This is a genomic window from Roseateles sp. DB2 (assembly GCF_051857535.1).
In the GTDB taxonomy this organism is placed as follows: Bacteria; Pseudomonadota; Gammaproteobacteria; order Burkholderiales; family Burkholderiaceae_C; genus Roseateles_B.
Map to the genome: position 1 here is coordinate 132,761 of NZ_JBPZGY010000008.1, position 20,793 is coordinate 153,553.

A 20,793-nucleotide genomic window follows, 5' to 3' on the forward strand; every position below is an offset into this window, starting at 1 on the left:
GGTGCAGGATCGGTGTTGCGGGCGGATATCCTCAGCCCCGGGGCAACCCTGATTTCGCACGCTGATCGTCCCATCACGTAAAAGAATTGGACGCTGCTCCCCGGCGTGGCAACACTCGGCCCCGCACCGAACGAGTGCGCACAACACGCAGGAGACATGCATGTCCTCGGTCCTCACCGGAAGCGCCCGCCCGCTGGGCGACACCCCACCCAGCTTCCTCGACAAGGAACGCATCATCGCCCCGCCAGGCTTCAACCGCTGGCTGGTACCGCCTGCGGCCCTGGCCATCCACCTGTGCATCGGCATGGCCTACGGCTTCTCGGTGTTCTGGCTGCCGCTGTCCAAGGCGCTGGGCATCAAGGAGGCGGTGAAGTGCGGCCCCGAGATCGGCTTCTGGCAGGAGCTCTTCGTCACCAGCTGCGACTGGAAGGTCTCGACCCTGGGCTGGATGTACACCCTCTTCTTCGTGCTGCTGGGCAGCTCGGCCGCGATCTGGGGCGGCTGGCTGGAGCGCGCCGGCCCGCGCAAGGCGGGCGTGGTGAGCGCCGTCTGCTGGTGCGGCGGCATGCTGATCTCCGCCCTGGGCGTGCACCTGCACCAGTTCTGGCTGATGCTGCTGGGCTCGGGCGTGATCGGCGGCATCGGGCTGGGCCTGGGCTATATCTCGCCGGTCTCGACCCTGATCAAGTGGTTCCCCGACCGCCGCGGCATGGCCACGGGCATGGCCATCATGGGCTTCGGCGGCGGCGCCATGATCGGCTCGCCCCTGGCGGCCGAGCTGATGAAGGCCTTCGCCACCCCGACGGATGTGGGCGTGGCCTCGACCTTCATCGTGATGGCCCTGGTGTATTTCGTCTTCATGATGGGCGGAGCGCTGTCCTACCGCGTGCCGGCCTCCGGCTGGAAGCCCGCGGGCTGGACCCCGCCCGCCGCGCAGACGGGCAATGCCATGATCACCCAGCGCCATGTGCACGTGAAGAAGGTCTGGGGCATCCCGCAGTTCTGGCTGGTGTGGATGGTGCTGTGCATGAATGTGTCGGCCGGCATCGGCGTGATCGGCATGGCCAGCCCCATGCTGCAGGAGGTCTTCGGCGGCGCGCTGATCGGCATCCCGCAAAAGTTCGGCGAGCTGGACAAGGCCCAGCTGGCCGCCATCGCCACCGTGGCCGCGGGCTTCACGGCGCTGCTCTCGCTCTTCAACATCGGCGGCCGCTTCTTCTGGGCCAGCCTCTCCGACAAGCTCGGCCGCAAGCTCACCTACGTGGTCTTCTTCGTGCTGGGCGGACTGCTCTACGCCAGCGTGCCGGGCAGCGCCGCGGCGGGCTCCAAGCTGCTCTTCGTGGCGGCCTTCTGCGTGATCCTGTCCATGTACGGCGGCGGCTTCGCCACGGTGCCAGCCTACCTGGCCGACCTCTTCGGCACCCAGATGGTGGGCGCCATCCACGGCCGTCTGCTGACGGCCTGGGCCACGGCCGGCATCCTGGGCCCGGTGGTGGTGAACTACATGCGCGACTACCAGCTCGGGCTGGGCATCCCGCGCGAGCAGGTCTACAACCAGACCATGTTCATCCTGGTGGGCATGCTGGTGATCGGCCTCGTCTGCAATCTGCTGGTGCGCCCGGTGGCCGACAAGCACTTCATGAGCGACGCCGAGCTGGCCGAGGAAAAGCGCCTGGCGCACGAGCGTGCCGCGGCGGCCGAGCTGGGTCCGGGCACCATGACCTTTCGCAGCACCTCGCCGCTGTGGGTGGCGATGGCCTGGGCCGCCGTGGGGCTCCCCCTGGCCTGGGGTGTCTACAAGACCGTGCTGAGCGTCATGAAGTTCTTTGCCTGATCCCGCCACGGCCGCCCTCCGAGCTGTAGGGCGGCCGTGGCCAGGGCCGCCCCCAACGGGGACAATGCGCAGCAAGGCTGCCCCTGCAGCACCATTCCCGAGTTCCGCCATGGACCAACAGACCAACAACTCCCTCGCCGCCGTGCTGACGGCTCATCCGCCGGCCCCAGGCGCCCTGCTGCCCCTGCTGCATGCGCTGCAGGATGCCCTGGGCCATGTGCCGCCCGAGGCCGTGCCCGTCATCGCCGAGCACCTGAACCTCTCGCGTGCCGAAGTCCATGGCGTGATCAGCTATTACCACTTCTTCCGCCAACAGCCGCCGGGCCGCACGGTGCTGCAGGTCTGCCGCGCCGAGGCCTGCCAGTCGCGCGGGGCCCAGGCCCTGTTGGCCCATGCTGAAGCGCGCCTGGGCTGCACGGCGCACAGCACCCGGGCCGACGGCGCAGTGACGCTGGAGCCCGTCTACTGCCTGGGCCTGTGCGCGTCCTCGCCGGCCCTGATGCTCAACGACCGCCTGCATGCGCGCATGAACGCAGCCAGGCTGGACGCCCTGCTTGAGAAGGAGGGCCTCTGATGTCCGCCGTGAAAGTCTTCGTCCCCCGGGACTCCGCCGCGCTCGCCGTCGGCGCCGATGAGGTCGCCGCTGCACTGATCGCCGAATGCCAGTGCCGCGGCCTCGCCATCGAGCTGATCCGCAACGGCTCGCGCGGCCTGCTGTGGCTGGAGACGCTGGTCGAGGTCGAGACCCCCCAAGGCCGCGTGGCCTATGGGCCGGTCGAGGCAGCCGATGTCCCCGCCCTGCTCGACGCCGGCCTGCTGAGCGGCGGTGCGCACCCGCTGTGCCACGGCCTCACCGAGCAGATCCCCTACCTCGCCCGCCAGGAGCGCCTGAGCTTGCGCCGCATCGGCGTGACGGACCCGCTCTCCCTGGCCGACTACGAGGCCCACGAGGGCTGGGCCGGCCTGCGAAAGGCGCTGGCGCTCGACGGCGCCGGCATCGTCGCCGAAATCACCCACTCGGGCCTGCGCGGCCGCGGCGGTGCGGCCTTCCCGGCCGGCATCAAGTGGAAGACGGTGCTGCAGACCGAAGCCCGGCAGAAGTACATCGTCTGCAACGCCGACGAAGGCGACTCCGGCACCTTCGCCGACCGCATGGTCATGGAAGGCGACCCCTACATGCTGATCGAGGGCATGGCCATCGCCGGCCTGGCGGTGGGCGCTGATCGCGGCTACATCTATGTCCGCTCGGAGTACCCGCACTCGATCGCCGTGCTGAACGAGGCCATCGCCCGCGCCACGGCCACCGGCTTCCTCGGCACGGACCTGCTGGGTTCGGGCCGTGCCTTCCATCTGGAGGTGCGCAAGGGCGCCGGCTCCTATGTCTGCGGCGAGGAAACCGCGCTGCTGGAGAGCCTCGAAGGCAAGCGCGGCGTGGTGCGCGCCAAGCCGCCGTTGCCCGCCATTCAAGGCCTGTTCGGCCAGCCCACCGTCATCAACAACGTGCTGACCTTCGCCGCCGCGCCGCTGATCCTGGCCCGCGGCGCGCAGTGCTACCGCGACCACGGCGTGGGCCGCTCGCACGGCACGCTGCCCTTCCAGCTGGCCGGCAACATCCGGCACGGCGGCCTCGTGGAGAAGGCTTTCGGCCTGACGCTGCGCGAGCTGCTCTACAGCTTCGGTGGCGGCACGGCCAGCGGCCGCCCGATCAAGGCGGTGCAGGTGGGCGGCCCGCTGGGCGCCTACGTGCCTGAATCGCAATGGGATGTGCCGCTGGACTACGAAGCCTATGCCGCCATGGGCGCGGTGCTGGGCCACGGCGGCATCGTCGTGCATGACGACACGGCGGACCTCTCGCAGCTGGCACGCTATGCCATGGAGTTCTGCGCCATCGAGTCCTGCGGCAAGTGCACGCCCTGCCGCATCGGCTCCACGCGAGGCGTCGAGGTGATCGACCGCCTGCGCGCCGACCAGAACCGCGAGCAGCAGGTCGTGCTGCTGCGTGATCTCTGCGACACCATGCTGCACGGCTCGCTGTGCGCCATGGGCGGCATGACGCCTTACCCGGTGCTCTCCGCCCTCAACCACTACCCGCAGGACTTCGGCCTGAAGAGCGAGCAGCCGTCCGTTCAAACGTCGGCACAGGAGGCATGACCATGAACACCCCCGAAATCGACTACGGCACGCCCCGCCGCGAATCCGAACGCGAAGTCACGCTGGAAATCGACGGCCAGACCGTCACCGTGCCCACCGGCACCTCGCTGATGCGCGCGGCCGCCGAGGCGGGCGTCATGGTGCCCAAGCTCTGCGCCACCGACAGCCTGGAGCCTTTCGGCTCCTGCCGGCTGTGCCTTGTGGAAATCGACGGCCGCAAGGGCTTCCCCGCCAGCTGTACCACGCCCGCCGAGGCCGGCATGAAGGTAAAGACGCAAAGCCCCAAGCTGCAGCAGCTGCGCAAGGGTGTGATGGAGCTCTACATCTCCGACCACCCCCTGGACTGCCTCACCTGCAGCGCCAACGGCAACTGCGAACTGCAGACCCAGGCCGGCGTGGTGGGCCTGCGCGAGGTGCGCTACGGCGTCGGCGAGAAGGCAGGCGCACATCATTGCGACCTGCCCAAGGACGAATCCAACCCCTACTTCACCTTCGACTCCAGCAAGTGCATCGTCTGCAACCGGTGCGTGCGTGCCTGCGAGGAAACGCAAGGGACTTTCGCCCTGACGATCAGCGGTCGCGGCTTCGAGTCCCGCGTCTCGCCGGGCCAGGACCAGCCCTTCATGGAGTCCGAGTGCGTGAGCTGCGGCGCCTGCGTGCAGGCCTGCCCCACGGCCACGCTGCGGGAAAAAACCGTCATCCAGATCGGCCAGCCCGAGCACAGCGTCATCACCACCTGCGCCTACTGCGGCGTGGGCTGCGCCTTCAAGGCCGAGATGAAGGGCAGCCAGGTCGTGCGCATGGTGCCCTGGAAGGACGGCAAGGCCAACGAGGGCCACAGCTGCATCAAGGGCCGCTTCGCCTGGGGCTATGCCACGCACCCGGACCGCATCACCAAGCCCATGATCCGCGCCAGCATCCAGGATCCGTGGCAGGAGGTGAGCTGGGAGGTGGCGCTCTCGCACGCCGCCAGCGAGTTCCGCCGCATCCAGGACAAGCACGGCCGGGACTCCATCGGCGGCATCACCTCCTCGCGCTGCACCAACGAGGAGACCTACCTCGTGCAGAAGCTGGTGCGCGCCGCCTTCGGCAACAACAACGTCGACACCTGCGCCCGCGTCTGCCATTCACCCACCGGCTACGGCCTGGGCCAGACCCTGGGCACCTCGGCCGGCACGCAGACCTTCAAGTCCGTCGAGAAGGCCGATGTGGTGATGGTCATCGGCGCCAACCCTAGCGAGGCCCACCCCGTCTTCAGCTCGCGCCTGAAGAAGCGGCTGCGCGAGGGCGCGAAGCTGATCGTCGTGGACCCGCGCCGCATCGACCTCGTCAGGAGCCCGCACATCCAGGCCGCGCACCACCTGCAGCTCAGGCCCGGCACCAATGTGGCGGTGATCAGCGCCATGGCGCACGTGATCGTCACCGAGGGCCTGGTCAACGAGGCCTATGTGGCCGAGCGCTGCGACCCCAGGAGCTTCGCCCAGTGGCGCGACTTCGCGGCCCGCCCCGAGAACTCGCCCGAGGCGCTGGAGGCCGCCAGCGGCGTGCCGGCGGCCGAGCTGCGCGCCGCGGCCCGGCTCTACGCCATGGGCGGCAATGCGGCCATCTACTACGGCCTGGGCGTGACCGAGCACAGCCAGGGCTCGACCATGGTCATGGGCATCGCCAATCTCGCCATGGCCACCGGCAATGTGGGCCGCGAGGGTGTGGGCGTGAACCCGCTGCGCGGCCAGAACAATGTGCAGGGCAGCTGCGACATGGGCAGCTTCCCCCACGAGTTGCCGGGCTACCGCCACATCAGCGACAGCACCGTGCGCGGCCAGTTCGAGGCCGCCTGGGGCGTGACGCTCAACCCCGAGCCGGGCCTGCGTATTCCCAACATGCTCGATGCCGCGCTCGCGGGCAGCTTCAAGGGCCTGTACTGCGAGGGCGAGGACATCGTGCAGTCCGACCCCAACACCCAGCATGTGGCCGCTGCCCTGATGGCCATGGAATGCGTGGTGGTGCAGGACATCTTCCTCAACGAGACCGCCAAGTACGCGCATGTGTTCCTGCCCGGCTCCAGCTTCCTGGAAAAGGACGGCACCTTCACCAACGCCGAGCGCCGCATCAGCCGCGTGCGCAAGGTCATGCCGCCGCTGGGTGGCTATGCGGACTGGGAGGTCACGCAGAAGCTGGCCCAAGCCCTGGGCTACCCCATGAACTACGCGAACCCCGAGGAGATCATGCGCGAGATCGCCGCGCTGACCCCGACCTTCGCCGGGGTCAGCTACGAGAAGATCGAGCGCCTGGGCAGTGTGCAGTGGCCCTGCAATGACAGCACCGAGGAAGCCGGCACCTCCATCATGCACGTGGGCAAGTTCGTGCGCGGCAAGGGCCGCTTCATCATCACCCAATACGTGCCCACGGACGAGAAGGTGACGCGCAAATTCCCCCTGCTGCTGACCACCGGCCGCATCCTGAGCCAGTACAACGTGGGCGCCCAGACGCGCCGCACCGAGAACAACCAGTGGCACAGCGAGGACGTGCTGGAGATCCACCCACACGATGCCGAGGAGCGTGGCATCACCGCGGGCGACTGGGTGGGCATCCACAGCCGCGCGGGCGAGACCGTGCTGCGCGCCACCATCACCGAGCGGGTGCAGCCGGGCGTGGTCTACACGACCTTCCACTTCCCCGAGTCCGGCGCCAACGTCATCACCACCGACAACTCCGACTGGGCCACCAACTGCCCCGAGTACAAGGTGACAGCCGTGCAGGTGACGAAGGTGATGCAGGCTGAAGCCCTCTCGCCCTGGCAGCAGGAGTTCAGCCGCTTCGACGCCCTGCAGCAGGAGCTGCTGCATGCCGCGCAGCAGGCCGAGGTCGTGCATGGCGGCAAGTGAGTCCGTGATGAAGCGCCCTCCCTTGCCACCCGCCGACTTCTGCGAAGGCGCCCGCGCCCTGCCGGTGCGCCGCGTGCGCGGCGGCCACAGCGCGGAGCTGCTGGACTGGGTGGCGGACGAAGTGCCGGTGGCGCTGGAGTACAACGGCGTCAGCCATGCCGTGATGCTGGCCACGCCGCTGGACCTGGAGGACTTCGCGCTGGGCTTCTCGCTCAGCGAGGGCCTGCTGCAGAGCCCGGACGAACTCTACGGCGTGGAAGAGGCGCCCGGCCCGCAAGGCATCACCCTGAAGCTGGAGATCGCCAGCGGCGCCTTCGCCCGGCTGAAGGAGCGCCGCCGCACCCTGGCCGGCCGCACCGGCTGCGGCCTGTGCGGCACGGAGAGCCTGGCGCATGTGGCGCGTGACCTGCCGGAGCTGCCGGCCTCGGAGGGTCAGGTCTTGCGCCGCGAGGCCATTGCCCATGCCATGAGCCAGTTCTGCGAGCAGCAGACCCTGCAGCAGGCGACCGGCGCCGTGCATGCCGCGGCCTGGTGCTCGGCGGACGGCGAGTTGCGCTGGCTGCGCGAGGACGTGGGCCGCCACAACGCCCTGGACAAGCTCATCGGTGCCCTGGCCCGCAGCGGCGTGAAGGCCAGCGAGGGCTTCATCGCCGTGACCAGCCGTGCCAGCTTTGAAATGGTGCAGAAGACCGCCATAGCCGGCGTGCCCCTGCTGGCGGCCGTTTCCGCGCCCACCAGCTTTGCTGTGACGACCGCCACCCAGGCGGGCATGACGCTCGTCGGCTTCGCCCGCGGGCAAGACCTGGTGGTCTACTGCCACCCCGAGCGCCTGGACCTGGACGCACAGGGCGCCGGTGCCACGCCTCACTGAACACGCATCCCGACACATCATGGAAATCGCCAAACTCGTCCGCATGGCCAACCAGATCGGCACCTTCTTCCAGGCCATGCCCGACCACGCCGAGGCCCTCGACGGCATCGCCCAGCACCTCCAGAAGTTCTGGGAGCCCCGCATGCGCCGCGAGTTCCTCGGCGCGCTGGAGGCGGGGCATGAGGAGATGGCGGCCCTGCTGCCCATCGTGAGAGAGGCTGTGCAGAGCCGGCGGGCGGCGCTGGGCTGAGCCCCCAACGCATGCAGCGGCACGCCGGCTGCCGCTGGCCCCGGTGCTTGCCGCAAGGGGGCGTCCGGCGTCTACACGCCCGCCGCAGGGAGTGCAGATGAAGAAGACAGACTGGAACACCGCAGGGGTGGCCGGACTGGCCCTGTGCCTGGCGGCCGGACTCGGGTATCGCCTGATGACCGCGCCGGTGCCTGCGGAGGCCGCCCCCGAAACCCACACCCGCGCCGCAGCCGCTGGCCCCGCCTCCGCCCCGCAAAGGGTCGTGCCAGCCGCGCCCCTGCCCGCCTCCATGGCGTCGTCCGTCAGCACCCGAGCGGCGGAGCCGGCAGCAGACGACCCCTTTTCCACCCTGTCTCCCCGCGCCCGGCGCATGGCCGCGGACTGGTGCAGCTATGGCGCCCGGGAAGCCATGAAGGACGAGGAACGAAAGGCCGCCGCTCAGGGCGACACCGTCATGAGCGACGACGCGCCAGCGAGCGATGCCGAGCAGGTGCTGGACGCCGCCCGCGCGCACGTGCTGCGGCACTGGCTCCGGACGCTGCGCTCGCGCCGCGACCTGCGCTCACAGGCCATCGCCGACTACCTCGCCGGCGACACCCCCAGCCGCGCCCACCTGCAGGACCTGGCCCGGCGCAGCACCGATCCCATGGTGACGGCCCTGGCCCTGCAACGGCCTTGCAAGGCCGAGGGCTGCCGCACGGTCGACGCTGCCCAATGGGCCCGCCTGGAGCCCGACAACCTGGCCGCCTGGCTGGTCCAGGTGCAGGCGCCGTCGACGTCGCCGGAACAGCTCAGCTACCTGATCGAGCGCATGGGAAAGGACGCGAGCCGGCACGACGACTACCTGCCTGCCCTCCGCCAGGCACTGGCCGCGCTGGCCAGCACCGAGACGCCCGGCCTGGCCCAGAGCGTCGAGGTCGATCTGCTGTCCGGAACGGTGAGCGGATGGTCCCTGCAGCCGATGCGCCCGTTGATGGACCGGTGTCAGGCCGCAAGCCAGCAGCCGGTCACTGCCGCGCACTGCGCCCGTATCGCCCGGGTGATGTGGGACAGCGCCTCTCTGATACCCCGCGGCCTGGCCCTGGGCCTGGCCCGCCGCGTGGTGCCGATGGGCCATGCCCAGCGCCCGGACTGGGAAGACCGGGCCTTGCGTTACGACGCGCTCCTGGCCGTGGAGACAGCCAGCGCAGGGGCGCTGGCGGAGCGCCTGGAACAGACGCCGGCCGAGCAGGTCTGTCAGATAGGCGCCACCCTGCATGCCGAACTGCGTCGTCGCTACCGCCAGGGGGACTGGGCCTATGCCGAGGAGCGCCTGCCCAGCCTGGGTGAACCCCTGGAGGCGCTGGCCCGCAAGACCCGCCACGACCGCGGCGGACGCTCGCTGCTGGAGGAGCCCCCGCCCGCGAAGGCCGCCGCAGGAGCCAGCCGCTGAGACCTGCAGCAGCCCTGGCAGGAACGGCTCAGGGCGGCGCATGGCCCTCGCGCTCGCGGCACAATGCCGCCCATGAGCCAAGCCGTCCCCACCGTCCACCTGACCCCCGAAGAACGCGACCACCTCTGGTACATGCCGCAGCAGCCCGGCGGCCGCATCGTGCCTGAGCACATCCAGCAGCGCCTCCAGGACCTGGGCCTGGTGACCGCGCCCCTGGCCGACGGGCAGCGCGGCATCACGGTGCTGGGCGACAAGGTCCGGCGCGGCGTGCTCTGAGCGACGGGTCCACCCTGCGCGCAAGGGCGCAGGCACAGGTCCGATTCCGGCCAGACGGCATCCGGCCTGGCGTCTAGAGTGCAGGCATCCACTTCAAGCACCGCCTGCAGATCCATGACGACGACAGCGCAAGACTTCCACGCCCTCCACGCCCCCGGCCAACTGCTGATCCTGGCCAATGTCTGGGACCCCGGCAGCGCCGTCCTGGCCCAACAGGGCGGCGCCCGCGCCCTGGCCACCAGCAGCGCCGCCCTGGCCTGGTCCTTGGGCCATGCCGACGGCGGCGTGCTGCCGCGCCAGGACCTGCTGGACGCCATCGCTCGCATCCAGCAGGTCAACCACCTGCCGCTGAGCGTGGACATCGAGGAGGGCTACAGCCAGGACCCAGGCATGGTGCTCTCCCTGGTCCAGGCCCTGATCGAGCTCGGCGTGGTCGGCATCAACCTGGAAGACGGCCACCAGCCTCCCGAGCTGCTGGAAGCCAAGCTCCGCGCACTGCGCCAGGCCCTGCCCAGGTCGCGCCTGTTCATCAATGCGCGAATCGACACCTATCTCTCGGGCCGGCTGCCGGCCGAAGCCCTGGAGGACGACGCCCGGGCTCGCATGCAACGCTACGAGGCGGCCGGCGCCGACGGCCTCTTCCTGCCCGGCCTGTCCGACCTGGCCGTGGCGCGCCGGCTGGCCGACGCAACGCCCCTGCCCCTGAACCTCATGAGTTGGCCCGGCCTGCCCGGCGCCGAGGCATTGCGCCAGGCCGGCGTGCGGCGGCTCAGCGCCGGGGCCGCGCTGTTCAAGTCCTGCTATGGCGCCTTGCTGCAGGACATGGAGCTGCTGCACCGGCAGGGCGAGCTGCTGGACCGGGCTCAGGCGCTGGACTACGCCAGGACCAATGCCTGGATGAGCGCAGCCCGCAAGACCTGACCCTCTTCCGTCCCGCCCTGCAAGCCCGGCAAGGTCGCCTGCAGAGGCGGCCGTCCACGCCCTGAGCCCGGGGAGCCGGCCCGGCCGCGCCTCAGCGCCGCCCCACCCACAGCCCTTGTGGCCGCCACAGCATGATGCCTATCATCGCCAGCGCGATCAGCAGCTGGCGCAGGATGGGCGCATCCAGGTGGCCGTCGGTGAAGCGCTGCAGCGGGCCGGAGGCATGGCGCAGGGCCTCGGGAAGCACAGAGAGCAGCAAGGCGCCCAGGATCACCCCGGGCACATGGCCCAGGCCGCCCAGCACCACCATGGCCACGATGAGCACGGACTCCTGCAGGCTGAAGGATTCCGGCGAGATGAAGCCCTGCAGCGCCGCGAAGAACACCCCCGCTACGCCGCCGAAACAGGCGCCCACGGCAAAGGCCCGCAGCTTCAGCGAGCGCGTGTCCAGGCCCATGGCACGCGCGGCCATCTCGTCCTCCCGCAGGGCCATCCAGGCCCGGCCCAGGCGCGAGCGCTGGAGCCTCGCACTGACCAGCACGCTCAGGCCCACCAGGGCCAGCAGCAGGTAGGCATAGAGCGTGACTGGCGCCAGCGTCAGCGGCCCCAGCTCCAGGGGCCGGCCCAGGCTCATGCCGAAGATCTGGAGGTCGTCGATGGGGCTGATGCCGCGTGCCCCGTTGGTGAGGTTGACGGGATGACCCAGGTTGTTGATGAACAGTCGCACGATCTCGCCGAAGGCCAGTGTGACCACGGCCAGATAGTCCCCCCGCAACCTCAGGGTGGGCGCGCCCAGCAGCAGCCCCGCCACTGCGGCCAACAGCGCGGCCAGCGGCAGGATCAGCCACCAGGGCGCATGCAGCCCCATGGGGAACAGCGATCGCAGGCCGCTGAACTGCTCGGTCAGGTGCGGTGATGCCAACAGGGCGAAAAGATAGGCACCAACGGCGTAGAAGGCCACATAGCCCAGGTCCAGCAGGCCGGCATAGCCCACGACGACATTCAGCCCCAAGGCCAGCAGCACGTAGAGCAGGGCCTGGTCCAGCACCCGCACCGGCGCCTGGCCCAGCTGCTGGGCCAGCAGCGGCAGCAGGCACAGGCCCAGCAGCAGGCTGGCTGCGACCAGGGGGTGCCGGGTGATCTTGTCGGTCCAGGTACTCATCGATGGCTCCTCGCCGAAGGTGGGCGTCCGTCGCGGCGCGGCCAGGGTAGCAGCAGGCCCCGGGGCACCGCCTGCTGCCGGGCGCATACCGGACTGGCGGGCGGCGGCTCAGGGCATCGCGCCGTCGAGCAGCAGTTCCAGCTCTTCATCGCCCAGGCGGTCCTTGCGGCCGGTGGGCCGCCAGCCCAGATGGCGGTAGAAGCCGTGGGAGCGCACCGCCGGGTCGCTGGAGCAGCCCAGGAAGAGGCGGCGGTGCCCGCGGGACTGCAGGTCCGCCACCAGGCGCAACAGCAGCTCACGGCCCAGGCCGCGGCCCTCGTAGGCGGGCAGCAGGGCCAGCACCACAACCTCGCCGCTGGCCAGCTCGCCAAAGGCATAGCCGGCCATCTGCGTGCCCTCCCAGGCCACATGGCCGATCAGCTCGCCACGACTGACCTGGCCGGCCCATGACGCCACGGTGATGCCCAGGGACGCCAGGCGCTCGGCCGACACGGCGTTCTCCCGGGTCCGGCCGCGCAGCGCCACGCAGGCGGCGATGTCCTCCGGCAGGGCCGGGCGCAATTCGATGTCCATGGCCGCACATTGTGCAGGCCCGGGCCCTTCCGCTGCGCAAGGGCGTGGTTCGCGCCGTGGCCCTTCGCTTCCGTGACGCAGTCCGGCCAGCCGCCGCGCTGGCACCAGGCCTTCTCGCCGAACGGCGGCCAGACCGGGGAAGAGAACCGGACCATGGCGCTCCTGCCGTCGGCGCCCTGATCGCTGCCGCAGGATTTTTTGCGGCACCTGAATCCTTTCGCCACCGCCACGCCTCTTGTGCAGGGTGATCCACTTCCAGCCCGGGAGGCTGTCCATGTTCTATCTCAAACGCAACGTCCCCGCTTCCGAGCGCGGCGCCCGGCTCGCAGGCGCCCTCCTCATGGCACTGGCCGCGGGCTTGGGCGGGCTCGGTCCGGTCTGGGCCTGGCTGCTGGGCGGCTCGGCCCTGGGCCTGGCGCTGACCGCCCTGTTGGGCTTCTGCCCGGCCTGCGCGATGATGGGCCGCCGCCCCCTGGACCACAAGCCATGAATCCTGCCCACACGCCCCTGGTCGAAGCCGCCCGCTCAGGCGACGCCCAGGCCCTGCATGAGCTGCTGCGCCGCTGCCAGCCGGACCTGCGGCGCTTCGCCCGCCGCAGCTGTGCCAGCAGCGAAGATGCGGAGGACGCCGTGCAGCTGGCCCTGTGGACGCTGCATCGGCGCATCGGCACTCTGCGCACGGTGGCGACCTTCACCACCTGGCTGTTCCGCATCGTCGAGCGCGAGTGTTTTCGCCTCCTGCGCCGCCAGCCGCGGCACCAGCCCCTGGATGAGCTGGCCGCCCATGAGCATCCCGAAGCAGCGGCCGTTCCCCTGGACCTGCGCCAGGATCTGGTGCGCGCCCTGCAGGCCCTGAGCCCGCCCTACCGCGAGGTGCTGTTGCTGCGCGATGTGCACGAACTGAGCGGCCCCGAGGTGGCCGCCGAGCTGGGCCTGAGCCTGGAGGCGGTGAAGAGCCGCCTGCACCGGGCCCGCGCCCAGGTGCGCCAACGCCTGCTGGCCAGCGGCTACTGGCTGAAGGACGGCGTCCCGCAGCCCGAGGTCGCAGGCCGCCACACCCGCTGAGCCGTCTCAGAGGACCATGCCGCCCGAGGCCTCGATGCACTGACCGGTGATCCAGGCCGCACCCGGCATCAGGGCGGCCACGGCGCCGCCGATGTCCTCGACCTCGCCCACGCGCGGCCCAGGCCGGCGCCGGCATCGTCCAGCTGCCGCTCACGGGCGTACGCGAGGCGCTGGCCCAGGGCCGGCTGGAACGCCTGCTGCCCGGTTTCGAGGGCCACCCCTGCCCATCACCCTGCTGCGCAGCGCGCGTCGCCACACGCCACGACGGGTGCGGGTGTTCATGGACTGGCTGGCGCAGGACCTTGACCACGCCCCAGCAGAAGCGCGCAAGCCGCTCTGACTTGCTGCCGGATCAGACGCCGTACTGCCGACGCAGCACATCGACCCGCCCCTGCCGACGCAGCGTCTCCAGGCTCTCTTGCAGCAGTTGGGCCAGGGCACGGGCGCTGGGGACGACGCCGAACCAGTAAGCCCCCTCGCCATCCAGTTCCATGACGGGCCGCAGGAGGTCACTGGCCAGGCCCAGTTGGCGGGCCGCCCAGGCCGCAGCCAGCTCGTTCATGGCCAGGAACTCAGCGCGGCCGGCCACCAGCATGCGCAGGGCCGTCGTGTAGTTGGCAGACACCTGTAGCTGGGCCGGCGGCACATGGAAGTCCTCCAGCAGCTTGCGATGGGTGGCCGTGCCCTTGTTGACGACCACCTGGGCGCTGCCCAGGCGTGCCCAGCCCTTGAATTCCAGGTCGCTGCGCTGGCTCAGGCGGTAGAGCATCACCCGGCGCCGCATGACCGGGCCTATCCACAGGTACATCTCCTCCCGCTCGGGCAGGCGCACGAGGGGGAACGCCACCACGCCCGGGCCCAGCATGGCGGCCTGCTGCAGCCGCAGGAAGGGCTGGATTTCGATGGCAGCCGGCAATCCCAGCTGGGCAGACATCTCGCGGAAGAGGTCGGCGAAGAGACCCTGCACCCGCCCGCCTTCCTCGAAGCTCAGGGGCGGCAGCGAGTTCGCGTAACCCAGCAGACGGTCCAGGCCCAGCGGCGGCGGCGCTCCCCAGGCCGGCGCGGCCATGGCGCCAGCACCCAGCAGGACCTGGAGGCACTGACGGCGAGACGCAGACGGGTCAGGCGGACGCATGCTGCCATGATCCTGCCCTGGCCCTCGCGAAGCTGACGCCCACGGCCCAAGCCCTGGCATTGCGTGACTTGTCACCGGAGGCCATGTCGCCCGGCGCGCAGTCTGCCGACGCTGGCTGAGCCCCGGTCTTGACCTTGCTCAAGCCCTTTGCCCTTCCCCCAGCGACCCATGGCGGTGCGCGGCACAATGGACGCCATGTCCGAACGCGTGATCCCCCTGCTGGACCAGCGCCAGCGTTCCCCGGTGCCACCCCGGCCGGCCGGGATCGCCCTGCCCGAGGCCGGCGCCGCCCTGCTGGACGCCCGCGGGCGCCCCCTGCGCGACCTGCGCATCTCGGTGACGGACCGCTGCAACTTCCGCTGCAGCTACTGCATGCCCAAGGAAGTCTTCGACCACTACCACCCCTTCCTCTCACACGGGGAGCTGCTGAGCTTCGAGGAGATCACGCGGCTGGCCAGCGTCTTCGTGCGTCTGGGCGTGCAGAAGCTGCGGCTGACGGGCGGCGAGCCCCTGCTGCGCAAGCATGTAGAACGCCTGGTGGAGTTGCTGGCGCCCCTGCGCACGCCCGAAGGCCGCCCCCTGGACCTCACGCTGACGACCAACGGCTCACTGCTGGCCCGCAAGGCCCGGGCCCTGAAGGACGCCGGCCTGCAGCGCGTCACGGTGAGCCTGGACGCACTGGACGACGCCATCTTCCAGCGCATGAACGACGTGGGCTTTCCGGTGGGCGAGGTGCTGGCGGGCATCGAGGCTGCGCAGGCGGCGGGCCTGGGACCGATCAAGGTGAACATGGTGGTCAAGCGCGGCACCAACGAGGACCAGATCCTGCCCCTGGCCCGGCATTTCAAGGGCACGGGCGTGGTCCTGCGCTTCATCGAATACATGGACGTGGGCGCCAGCAACGGCTGGCGCATGGACGAGGTCCTGCCCTCGGCCCAGGTGCTGGCGCGGCTGCGCGAGCACTGGGACATGGTGCCGCTGTCTGCCAGCGCGCCGGGCGAGACCGCCGAGCGCTGGGGCTATGCCGACGGCTCGGGCGAGGTCGGCCTGATCTCCAGCGTCACCCAGGCCTTCTGCGGGGACTGCAACCGCGCGCGGCTCTCCACCGAGGGGCAGCTCTACACCTGCCTCTTCGCCAGCGGCGGCCATGACCTGCGCGCCCTGCTGCGCGGCGAGCGCGGCCATGCGGCCCTGGACGACGAGGCCTTGGCCGCCACTCTGGCCGGGTTGTGGAACCGGCGTGCCGACCGCTACTCCGAGCTGCGCTCGCAGCTGACAGCCGAGCCGGGGAGCGGGCAGCGGCGCATCGAGATGCACTACATCGGAGGCTGAATGGCTCCCCCCCTACCGGCTTCGCCGGCCCCCTCGAGGGGGCACGGCCGTAGGACCGGCGAAGCCGGATCCTCGGCCGTCGTGCCTGAGGGCCCGCTGGCGCGGCCCGGTCTGGTGGGAGCGACGCGGGGCCCGCGGCCTGCCTCGATGGCCCAAGCGCTTCACCAGGCGTCGCAGGGCGGCGTCAATGCCGGCGAAGCCAGATCCTCGGCCGTCGTGCCTGTGGGCCTGCTGGCGCGGCCCGGTCTGGTGGGAGCGGCGCGGGGCCCGCGGCCTGCCTCGATGGCCCAAGCGCTTCACCAGGCGTCGCAGGGCGGCGTCAATGCCGGCGAAGCCGGATCCTCGGCCGTCGTGCCTGAGGGCCCGCTGGCGCGGCCCGGTCTGGTGGGAGCGGCGCGAGGCCCGCGGCCTGCCTCGATGGCCCAAGCGCTTCACCAGGCGTCGCAGGGCGACGTCAATGCCGGCGAAGCCGGATCCTCGGCCGTCCTGCCTGAGGGCCCGCTGGCGCGGCCCGGTCTGGTGGGAGCGGCGCGAGGCCCGCGGCCTGCCTCGATGGCCCAAGCGCTTCACCAGGCGTCGCAGGGCGACGTCAATGCCAGCGAAGCCGGATCCTCGGCCGTCCTGCCTGAGGGCCTGCTGGCGCGGCCCGGTCTGGTGGGAGCGGCGCGAGGCCCGCGGCCTGCCTCGATGGCCCAAGCGCTTCACCAGGCGTCGCAGGGCGGCGTCAATGCCGGCGAAGCCGGATCCTCGGCCGTCGTGCCTGTGGGCCTGCTGGCGCGGCCCGGTCTGGTGAGAGCGGCGCGGGGCCCGAGACCTTCGCCAGGCGCTGAACGGGCCTGGTGCCGGGCAAGTCCTTTGCTCCTGGGCCATCCAGCCTGATTGACACGAGGCCGCCATGCCCCCCTCTCCTCCAGAACATTTCCGGCAGGCCCTCACGGGCTGGTTCACGCGGCCGGTGCGGCGGCGGGCGGCGCTGTTCACGGCGCTGAGCTTCGTGCTGCCCTGGCTGCTGGGCGCCTGGATCAAGCTGGGGCAGCAGCCCGGGCTGCACAACGACGCCGAACGCCAGCAGCTGCTGGTGGACTACATGGTCGTAGGCGCCATTCTCTTCAGCCTCAGCATGGTGCTGACCTGGTTGATCGGAACCTGGATCCTGGCGGTGATGAAGGGCCGGCAGGTGCTGGGTGACGACTTCCCGGAGGAGACGCACCGCCCGAGCCCGGCCGATGACCGGGTGCGCCGCCGTGGCTGAGCAAGGCCCCGGTCCAGGGCAGATCACCGGCCTCATCCTGGCCGGAGGCGAAGGCCGCCGCATGGGCGGGCAGGACAAGGGCCTGCTGATGCTGCAGGAGCGCCCACTGGCCGCCCACGCACTGGAGCGCCTGTCCCCGCAGGTAAGCCAGGTGCTCATCAGCGCCAACCGGCATGCCGAGGCCTACGCCGCCCTGGGTGCGCCCGTGCTGGCGGACAGCCTGCCCGGCTTCCTGGGCCCGCTGGCCGGCCTGCTGACCGGCCTCCAGGCCTGCCGGACCGACTGGCTGCTGAGCGTGCCCTGCGACAGCCCTGCCCTGGTCCCGGACCTCGGGACGCGCCTCGCAGCAGCCCTGGACGGCAAGCCCGGTGCCGGCGGCCAGCCCCCGGTTCGCGTCGCCCTGGTGGAAGGGCCGGACGAGGAACGCGGCGGCTGGCGCCTGCACCCGGCCTTTGCCCTGGTGCACCGCTCCCTGGCCGCCCCCCTGGCACAGGCCCTGGCCGGCGGCGAGCGCCGCCTGGGCGCCTGGCTAGGCAGCCAAGCTCACGTCCGCGTGCGCTTCGCAGGCCCCGCCGACGCCCTCATGCTGGCCAATGCCAACACGCCCGAGGCCCTGGCACGCCTGGCCACGCGCTGGGCCGAACATCAGCCGACTCAAGAAGGGTCTCATCAGCCGCCTCATCAGCCACCTCCTCAAGCCGCCTGAAGAAGCCTCTGAACCAAGGCAGCAGCCCCCCGCGACGAAGCCGAGCCCCGGGTATCCGTGGGGCCAGGTCTTGCCATGACCCACCGGGGTGATGCCTGGCGGGACGGCCGGGCAGCACCACCAAGGCAGCACCACCAAGGCAGCACTACTGAGGCAGCACCACCGAGGCGCGCCACTGAGGTCTCATCGACTCCAGCCGGACAGACCGCCCGGCGCGCCAGCGCAGACAGGCCCCGCAGGGCCTGTCGGGGGCCGGCTGACCGGCCGCTCCTAGCGAGGGATCACTTGAGGCTCAAGGTCACGCCCGAGAAGCTCGCATAGGCGTAGAGCCCGATGTAGACCACGTCCCCCGCGGCCACGGTCAGCGTGCAGGTCTCGGTGTTGCTGCTGCTCCAGGAGCGGCATCCGTAGCTGCTGGTGGTGGGGGCCGCGCCCTTTCGCAGGTAGAGGTCGGCATCACCGCTGCCGCCGCTGCTGCTGAAGGTGACGCTGCTGACCCCGGCCGGCACGGTGTAGGTATAGCTCAGCCAGTTGCCTTTGGTCGCGGACAGATTGGTCTTGGGGAAGCCGCCGCCGCCACTCACGGTCACGGTGGCCGATTTGGTGTTGACGGCCCCCTTGTCGTCGGTGACGGTCAGGTTGACCGTGTAGCTGCCCGCCGCAGCGTAGCTGTGGGCGGGCTGCAGGCCGCTGCCCGTGCCGCCATCGCCGAAGTTCCAGGCATAGCTGACGATGCTGCCGTCCGCATCACTGGAGCCTGCGCCGGAGAAGGTGCAGGACAGGCCCGTGCAGCTGCTGGTGAAGCTGGCCACAGGCGGGGTGTTGGTGCCGCCGGTGCCGGTATCGCCGTCAGGAACCTGGTTGTTGAAGTGGGTGGCGACCTGGGGCCAGACCTTGCTGAGCTTCACGCCCTGGTTCGTGCAGCCGCCGAAGTGGTGCAGAGCCACGGCCTTGTTGCTGGACCCGGCGATCACCGGCGAGCCCGAGGATCCGCCTTCGGTGTCGCAGTAGTAGGCCACGTCGGTGCCTGAGCCGTTGCCATTGGCGTTGGCATTGTTGATCTTGCAGTTGCCGCCGCCGTCCTGGTCGCTGGTGAGGGCCAGCTGCTTGGGCTTGCCGCCGCCGTGCTGGGCGATGTAGATGGTCTCGTTGAGCACCGGATCGCGCACCTCCAGGCCCAGGTAGCCGAAGCTGGCCACATTGGCGAAGTTGTTGATGGTGAACAGCGTGTAGTCCAGGGTGCTGTCCGTCTTGAGCAGGGTGCCGCCGGTCACCTTGGTCACGGGGGCCAGGGTGCTGCCGCCGCAGCTGGTGTTCTGGTAGTTGAACCAGACCTCGGTGTTGGTCAGCGTGGACTGGGTCGAGAAGCAGTGGTTGTTGGTGAACATGCGGTTGTCAGGCCCCACGCGCCAGCCGGTGCACAGGCTGCTGCCCGCCATCAGCAGGCGGGCCACGGGGCGGGTACGGTCCACCTGCGTCGGGTTGCTGCTGGCGAAGCAGACCGGATCGCGGCGCTCGTCCGTGCCGCAGACGGACAGGGTCGTGCGCTCCGCCGCCGCCAGTTGGCCGGCATGAAACTGGTCGATGCGCAAGGCGTGCGAGGCGCCCCAGGCCACGCCGGGCGGCAGCACCAGGGTCACGCTGGCGCTGTCGCCGAAGACCGACAGCGCGGCAAAGCGCGTCACGCCGTCCTCGCCCTGGCTGCGGTCGAAGGTGCGGTTGGCCTGGGGCACCGCGTCATAGCGATGGACCTCACGGCCGTCCGCCGAGGCGACCAGCACATAGGCGCCGGCAGGCAGGCGGAACTCGGCGAAGTGCACCTTCACGAAATCAGCGCCCTGGGAGCGCAATTGCTGGCTCAGACGGCGTTCGGTGCTGCCCAGGGCCTGGCGCGGCTCGACGGCGAACCTCAGGTCCGCGGCGATGGGGCGGGCGACGGTGACGGGCCTGGGATGGGTATCCGTGGATGGAGACTGGGCGAGGGCCGCGAACGGCAGGGCGGTTCCCAGCAGACAGGCGGCAATACGACGGGTCGGAATCATGGCTTCCTCGATGCATGGACGTTGGGGAAGCGGCCCACGGCTGTTGGCAGGCCGCCACGATGCTCCCGGCACTGCAGAGCCCGCTGCGCCACGGGTCAGGGCTCCTGCCCCCCCTCGCGACGCCGCCGCGCCATGATGGCAAAGGGCATCCCCATGCCTAGCTGCAAGGCCTGACAGGCCCCCGCGGTCCATGACCTATGCTTGGTCCATGACCCATGTCCGCACCACACTCCCCTCACGTTTTCCCCAAGCCCTGCCTCCAGGCCTGGAGATACGCCTGATGCGCGAGGCCGACCTCCTGGCCTACAAGACCCTGCGCGACGCCATGCTGGAACGCCATGAGGAAGCCTTCACCTCCGATGCCGCGGCCGAGCGCGGTCGCGATGCCCAGAGCTACCGCAGCCGCCTGAGCGGGGCCGGCCACTGCCTGTTCACCCTGCTGGCCTGGGACGGCGAGCAGCTGCTGGGCGCGCTCTCCGCCGAACGCGATGGCCGCGCCAAGATCCGGCACATTGCCCATATTGTCGGCATGATGGTGGACGAAGCCGCGCAGGGCCGCGGCCTGGGGCGTGCCCTGATGCAGGCCGCCCTGGCCCTGCTGGCCCAGGATGAGGCCCTGCAGTTGGTTACCCTCAGCGTGACCCGCAGCAATGCGCCCGCCCGCCGGCTCTACGAACGCTGCGGCTTCAGCTGCTATGGCCGCCTCGAGGGCGCCATCGTGCTGCCCGACGGCCGCGTGCTGGACAAGGACCTGATGGTGCACCGCCTGCGCCCGCCCGGCACGGCGGACTGAGCAAGACCTGGCACCACGGGGACCGCCCAGCGGGGCCATGGGCGCAGGGCGCCTGTCGCCCACCCCGTAGTCGACCCGATCCCAGGTACGGCCGCACGCGCGATGATGCCGGC

The 20,793-nt window shown here is 70.6% G+C and carries 20 protein-coding genes; 16 read left to right on the forward strand and 4 right to left on the reverse strand.

Annotated features, from left to right (window positions below):
- The first annotated feature begins 160 nt into the window (after positions 1 to 160).
- The 9 genes from ACS5PK_RS14060 to ACS5PK_RS14100 all read left to right on the forward strand — a co-directional run bounded on the left by ACS5PK_RS14060 (position 161) and on the right by ACS5PK_RS14100 (position 10,620).
- Entirely contained in the window at positions 161 to 1,834 is a 1,674-nt protein-coding gene (locus ACS5PK_RS14060) for an OFA family MFS transporter (RefSeq protein ID WP_439440879.1), read from the forward strand.
- Positions 1,835 to 1,943: 109 nt separating this feature from the next.
- Positions 1,944 to 2,408, forward strand: coding sequence for a formate dehydrogenase subunit gamma (locus tag ACS5PK_RS14065; protein WP_439440880.1), 465 nt, complete (start codon positions 1,944 to 1,946; stop codon positions 2,406 to 2,408).
- Positions 2,408 to 3,985 carry a formate dehydrogenase beta subunit gene (locus ACS5PK_RS14070; protein WP_439440881.1) on the forward strand — a complete coding sequence of 526 codons (1,578 nt, stop codon included), beginning with the start codon at positions 2,408 to 2,410 and terminating at the stop codon, positions 3,983 to 3,985. The genes ACS5PK_RS14065 and ACS5PK_RS14070 overlap by 1 nt, the downstream gene beginning before the upstream one ends.
- Before the next feature lie 2 nt (positions 3,986 to 3,987).
- Entirely contained in the window at positions 3,988 to 6,870 is a 2,883-nt protein-coding gene (gene fdhF, locus ACS5PK_RS14075; RefSeq protein WP_439440882.1) for a formate dehydrogenase subunit alpha, read from the forward strand.
- 7 nt (positions 6,871 to 6,877) lie between these two features.
- Positions 6,878 to 7,741 carry a formate dehydrogenase accessory sulfurtransferase FdhD gene (fdhD, locus tag ACS5PK_RS14080; protein ID WP_439440883.1) on the forward strand — a complete coding sequence of 288 codons (864 nt, stop codon included), beginning with the start codon at positions 6,878 to 6,880 and terminating at the stop codon, positions 7,739 to 7,741.
- Between the two features lie 19 nt (positions 7,742 to 7,760).
- A complete protein-coding gene (locus tag ACS5PK_RS14085; protein ID WP_439440884.1) occupies positions 7,761 to 7,991 on the forward strand; it encodes a formate dehydrogenase subunit delta in 231 nt (76 codons plus the stop codon).
- A 97-nt stretch (positions 7,992 to 8,088) separates the two neighbouring features.
- Complete coding sequence (locus ACS5PK_RS14090; protein ID WP_439440885.1) at positions 8,089 to 9,423, forward strand: hypothetical protein; 1,335 nt, start codon at positions 8,089 to 8,091, stop codon at positions 9,421 to 9,423.
- Between the two features lie 72 nt (positions 9,424 to 9,495).
- A complete protein-coding gene (locus ACS5PK_RS14095; protein WP_439440886.1) occupies positions 9,496 to 9,699 on the forward strand; it encodes a hypothetical protein in 204 nt (67 codons plus the stop codon).
- A gap of 114 nt (positions 9,700 to 9,813) precedes the next feature.
- Positions 9,814 to 10,620: an isocitrate lyase/PEP mutase family protein gene (locus tag ACS5PK_RS14100; RefSeq protein ID WP_439440887.1), complete on the forward strand. Its 807-nt coding sequence runs from the start codon at positions 9,814 to 9,816 to the stop codon at positions 10,618 to 10,620.
- Positions 10,621 to 10,711: 91 nt separating this feature from the next.
- On the opposite strand, the gene ACS5PK_RS14105 is transcribed toward ACS5PK_RS14100, so the two are convergent.
- Complete coding sequence (locus ACS5PK_RS14105; protein ID WP_439440888.1) at positions 10,712 to 11,782, reverse strand: ABC transporter permease subunit; 1,071 nt, start codon at positions 11,780 to 11,782, stop codon at positions 10,712 to 10,714.
- Between the two features lie 108 nt (positions 11,783 to 11,890).
- Positions 11,891 to 12,355, reverse strand: a complete 465-nt coding sequence (locus ACS5PK_RS14110) for a GNAT family N-acetyltransferase (RefSeq protein ID WP_439440889.1) — start codon at positions 12,353 to 12,355, stop codon at positions 11,891 to 11,893.
- Between the two features lie 274 nt (positions 12,356 to 12,629).
- On the opposite strand from ACS5PK_RS14110, the gene ACS5PK_RS14115 reads away from it, so the two are divergent.
- Both ACS5PK_RS14115 and ACS5PK_RS14120 read left to right on the forward strand, forming a co-directional pair.
- Complete coding sequence (locus ACS5PK_RS14115; protein ID WP_439440890.1) at positions 12,630 to 12,845, forward strand: YgaP-like transmembrane domain; 216 nt, start codon at positions 12,630 to 12,632, stop codon at positions 12,843 to 12,845.
- Positions 12,842 to 13,420 carry an RNA polymerase sigma factor gene (locus ACS5PK_RS14120; protein WP_439440891.1) on the forward strand — a complete coding sequence of 193 codons (579 nt, stop codon included), beginning with the start codon at positions 12,842 to 12,844 and terminating at the stop codon, positions 13,418 to 13,420. The genes ACS5PK_RS14115 and ACS5PK_RS14120 overlap by 4 nt, the downstream gene beginning before the upstream one ends.
- Positions 13,421 to 13,772: 352 nt before the next feature.
- On the opposite strand, the gene ACS5PK_RS14125 is transcribed toward ACS5PK_RS14120, so the two are convergent.
- A complete protein-coding gene (locus ACS5PK_RS14125) occupies positions 13,773 to 14,555 on the reverse strand; it encodes a substrate-binding periplasmic protein (protein WP_439440892.1) in 783 nt (260 codons plus the stop codon).
- Between the two features lie 195 nt (positions 14,556 to 14,750).
- Here ACS5PK_RS14125 and moaA point away from each other — a divergent pair, with 195 nt between their 5' ends.
- The 4 genes from moaA (at position 14,751) to mobA (ending at position 17,845) form a co-directional block, all read left to right on the forward strand.
- Complete coding sequence (gene moaA, locus ACS5PK_RS14130) at positions 14,751 to 15,887, forward strand: GTP 3',8-cyclase MoaA (RefSeq protein WP_439440893.1); 1,137 nt, start codon at positions 14,751 to 14,753, stop codon at positions 15,885 to 15,887.
- A gap of 147 nt (positions 15,888 to 16,034) precedes the next feature.
- Positions 16,035 to 16,766: a hypothetical protein gene (locus ACS5PK_RS14135; RefSeq protein ID WP_439440894.1), complete on the forward strand. Its 732-nt coding sequence runs from the start codon at positions 16,035 to 16,037 to the stop codon at positions 16,764 to 16,766.
- Between the two features lie 16 nt (positions 16,767 to 16,782).
- Positions 16,783 to 17,139: a hypothetical protein gene (locus ACS5PK_RS14140; RefSeq protein WP_439440895.1), complete on the forward strand. Its 357-nt coding sequence runs from the start codon at positions 16,783 to 16,785 to the stop codon at positions 17,137 to 17,139.
- Positions 17,132 to 17,845, forward strand: a complete 714-nt coding sequence (mobA, locus tag ACS5PK_RS14145; protein WP_439440896.1) for a molybdenum cofactor guanylyltransferase MobA — start codon at positions 17,132 to 17,134, stop codon at positions 17,843 to 17,845. Before ACS5PK_RS14140 ends, mobA begins: the two co-directional genes overlap by 8 nt.
- A gap of 281 nt (positions 17,846 to 18,126) precedes the next feature.
- On the opposite strand, the gene ACS5PK_RS14150 is transcribed toward mobA, so the two are convergent.
- Positions 18,127 to 19,887, reverse strand: a complete 1,761-nt coding sequence (locus ACS5PK_RS14150) for a PKD domain-containing protein (protein WP_439440897.1) — start codon at positions 19,885 to 19,887, stop codon at positions 18,127 to 18,129.
- 208 nt (positions 19,888 to 20,095) lie between these two features.
- Here ACS5PK_RS14150 and ACS5PK_RS14155 point away from each other — a divergent pair, with 208 nt between their 5' ends.
- The gene (locus ACS5PK_RS14155) at positions 20,096 to 20,680 is read left to right on the forward strand and encodes a GNAT family N-acetyltransferase (protein ID WP_439440898.1); all 585 of its coding nucleotides are present in this window, start codon (positions 20,096 to 20,098) and stop codon (positions 20,678 to 20,680) included.
- Positions 20,681 to 20,793: the final 113 nt, after the last annotated feature.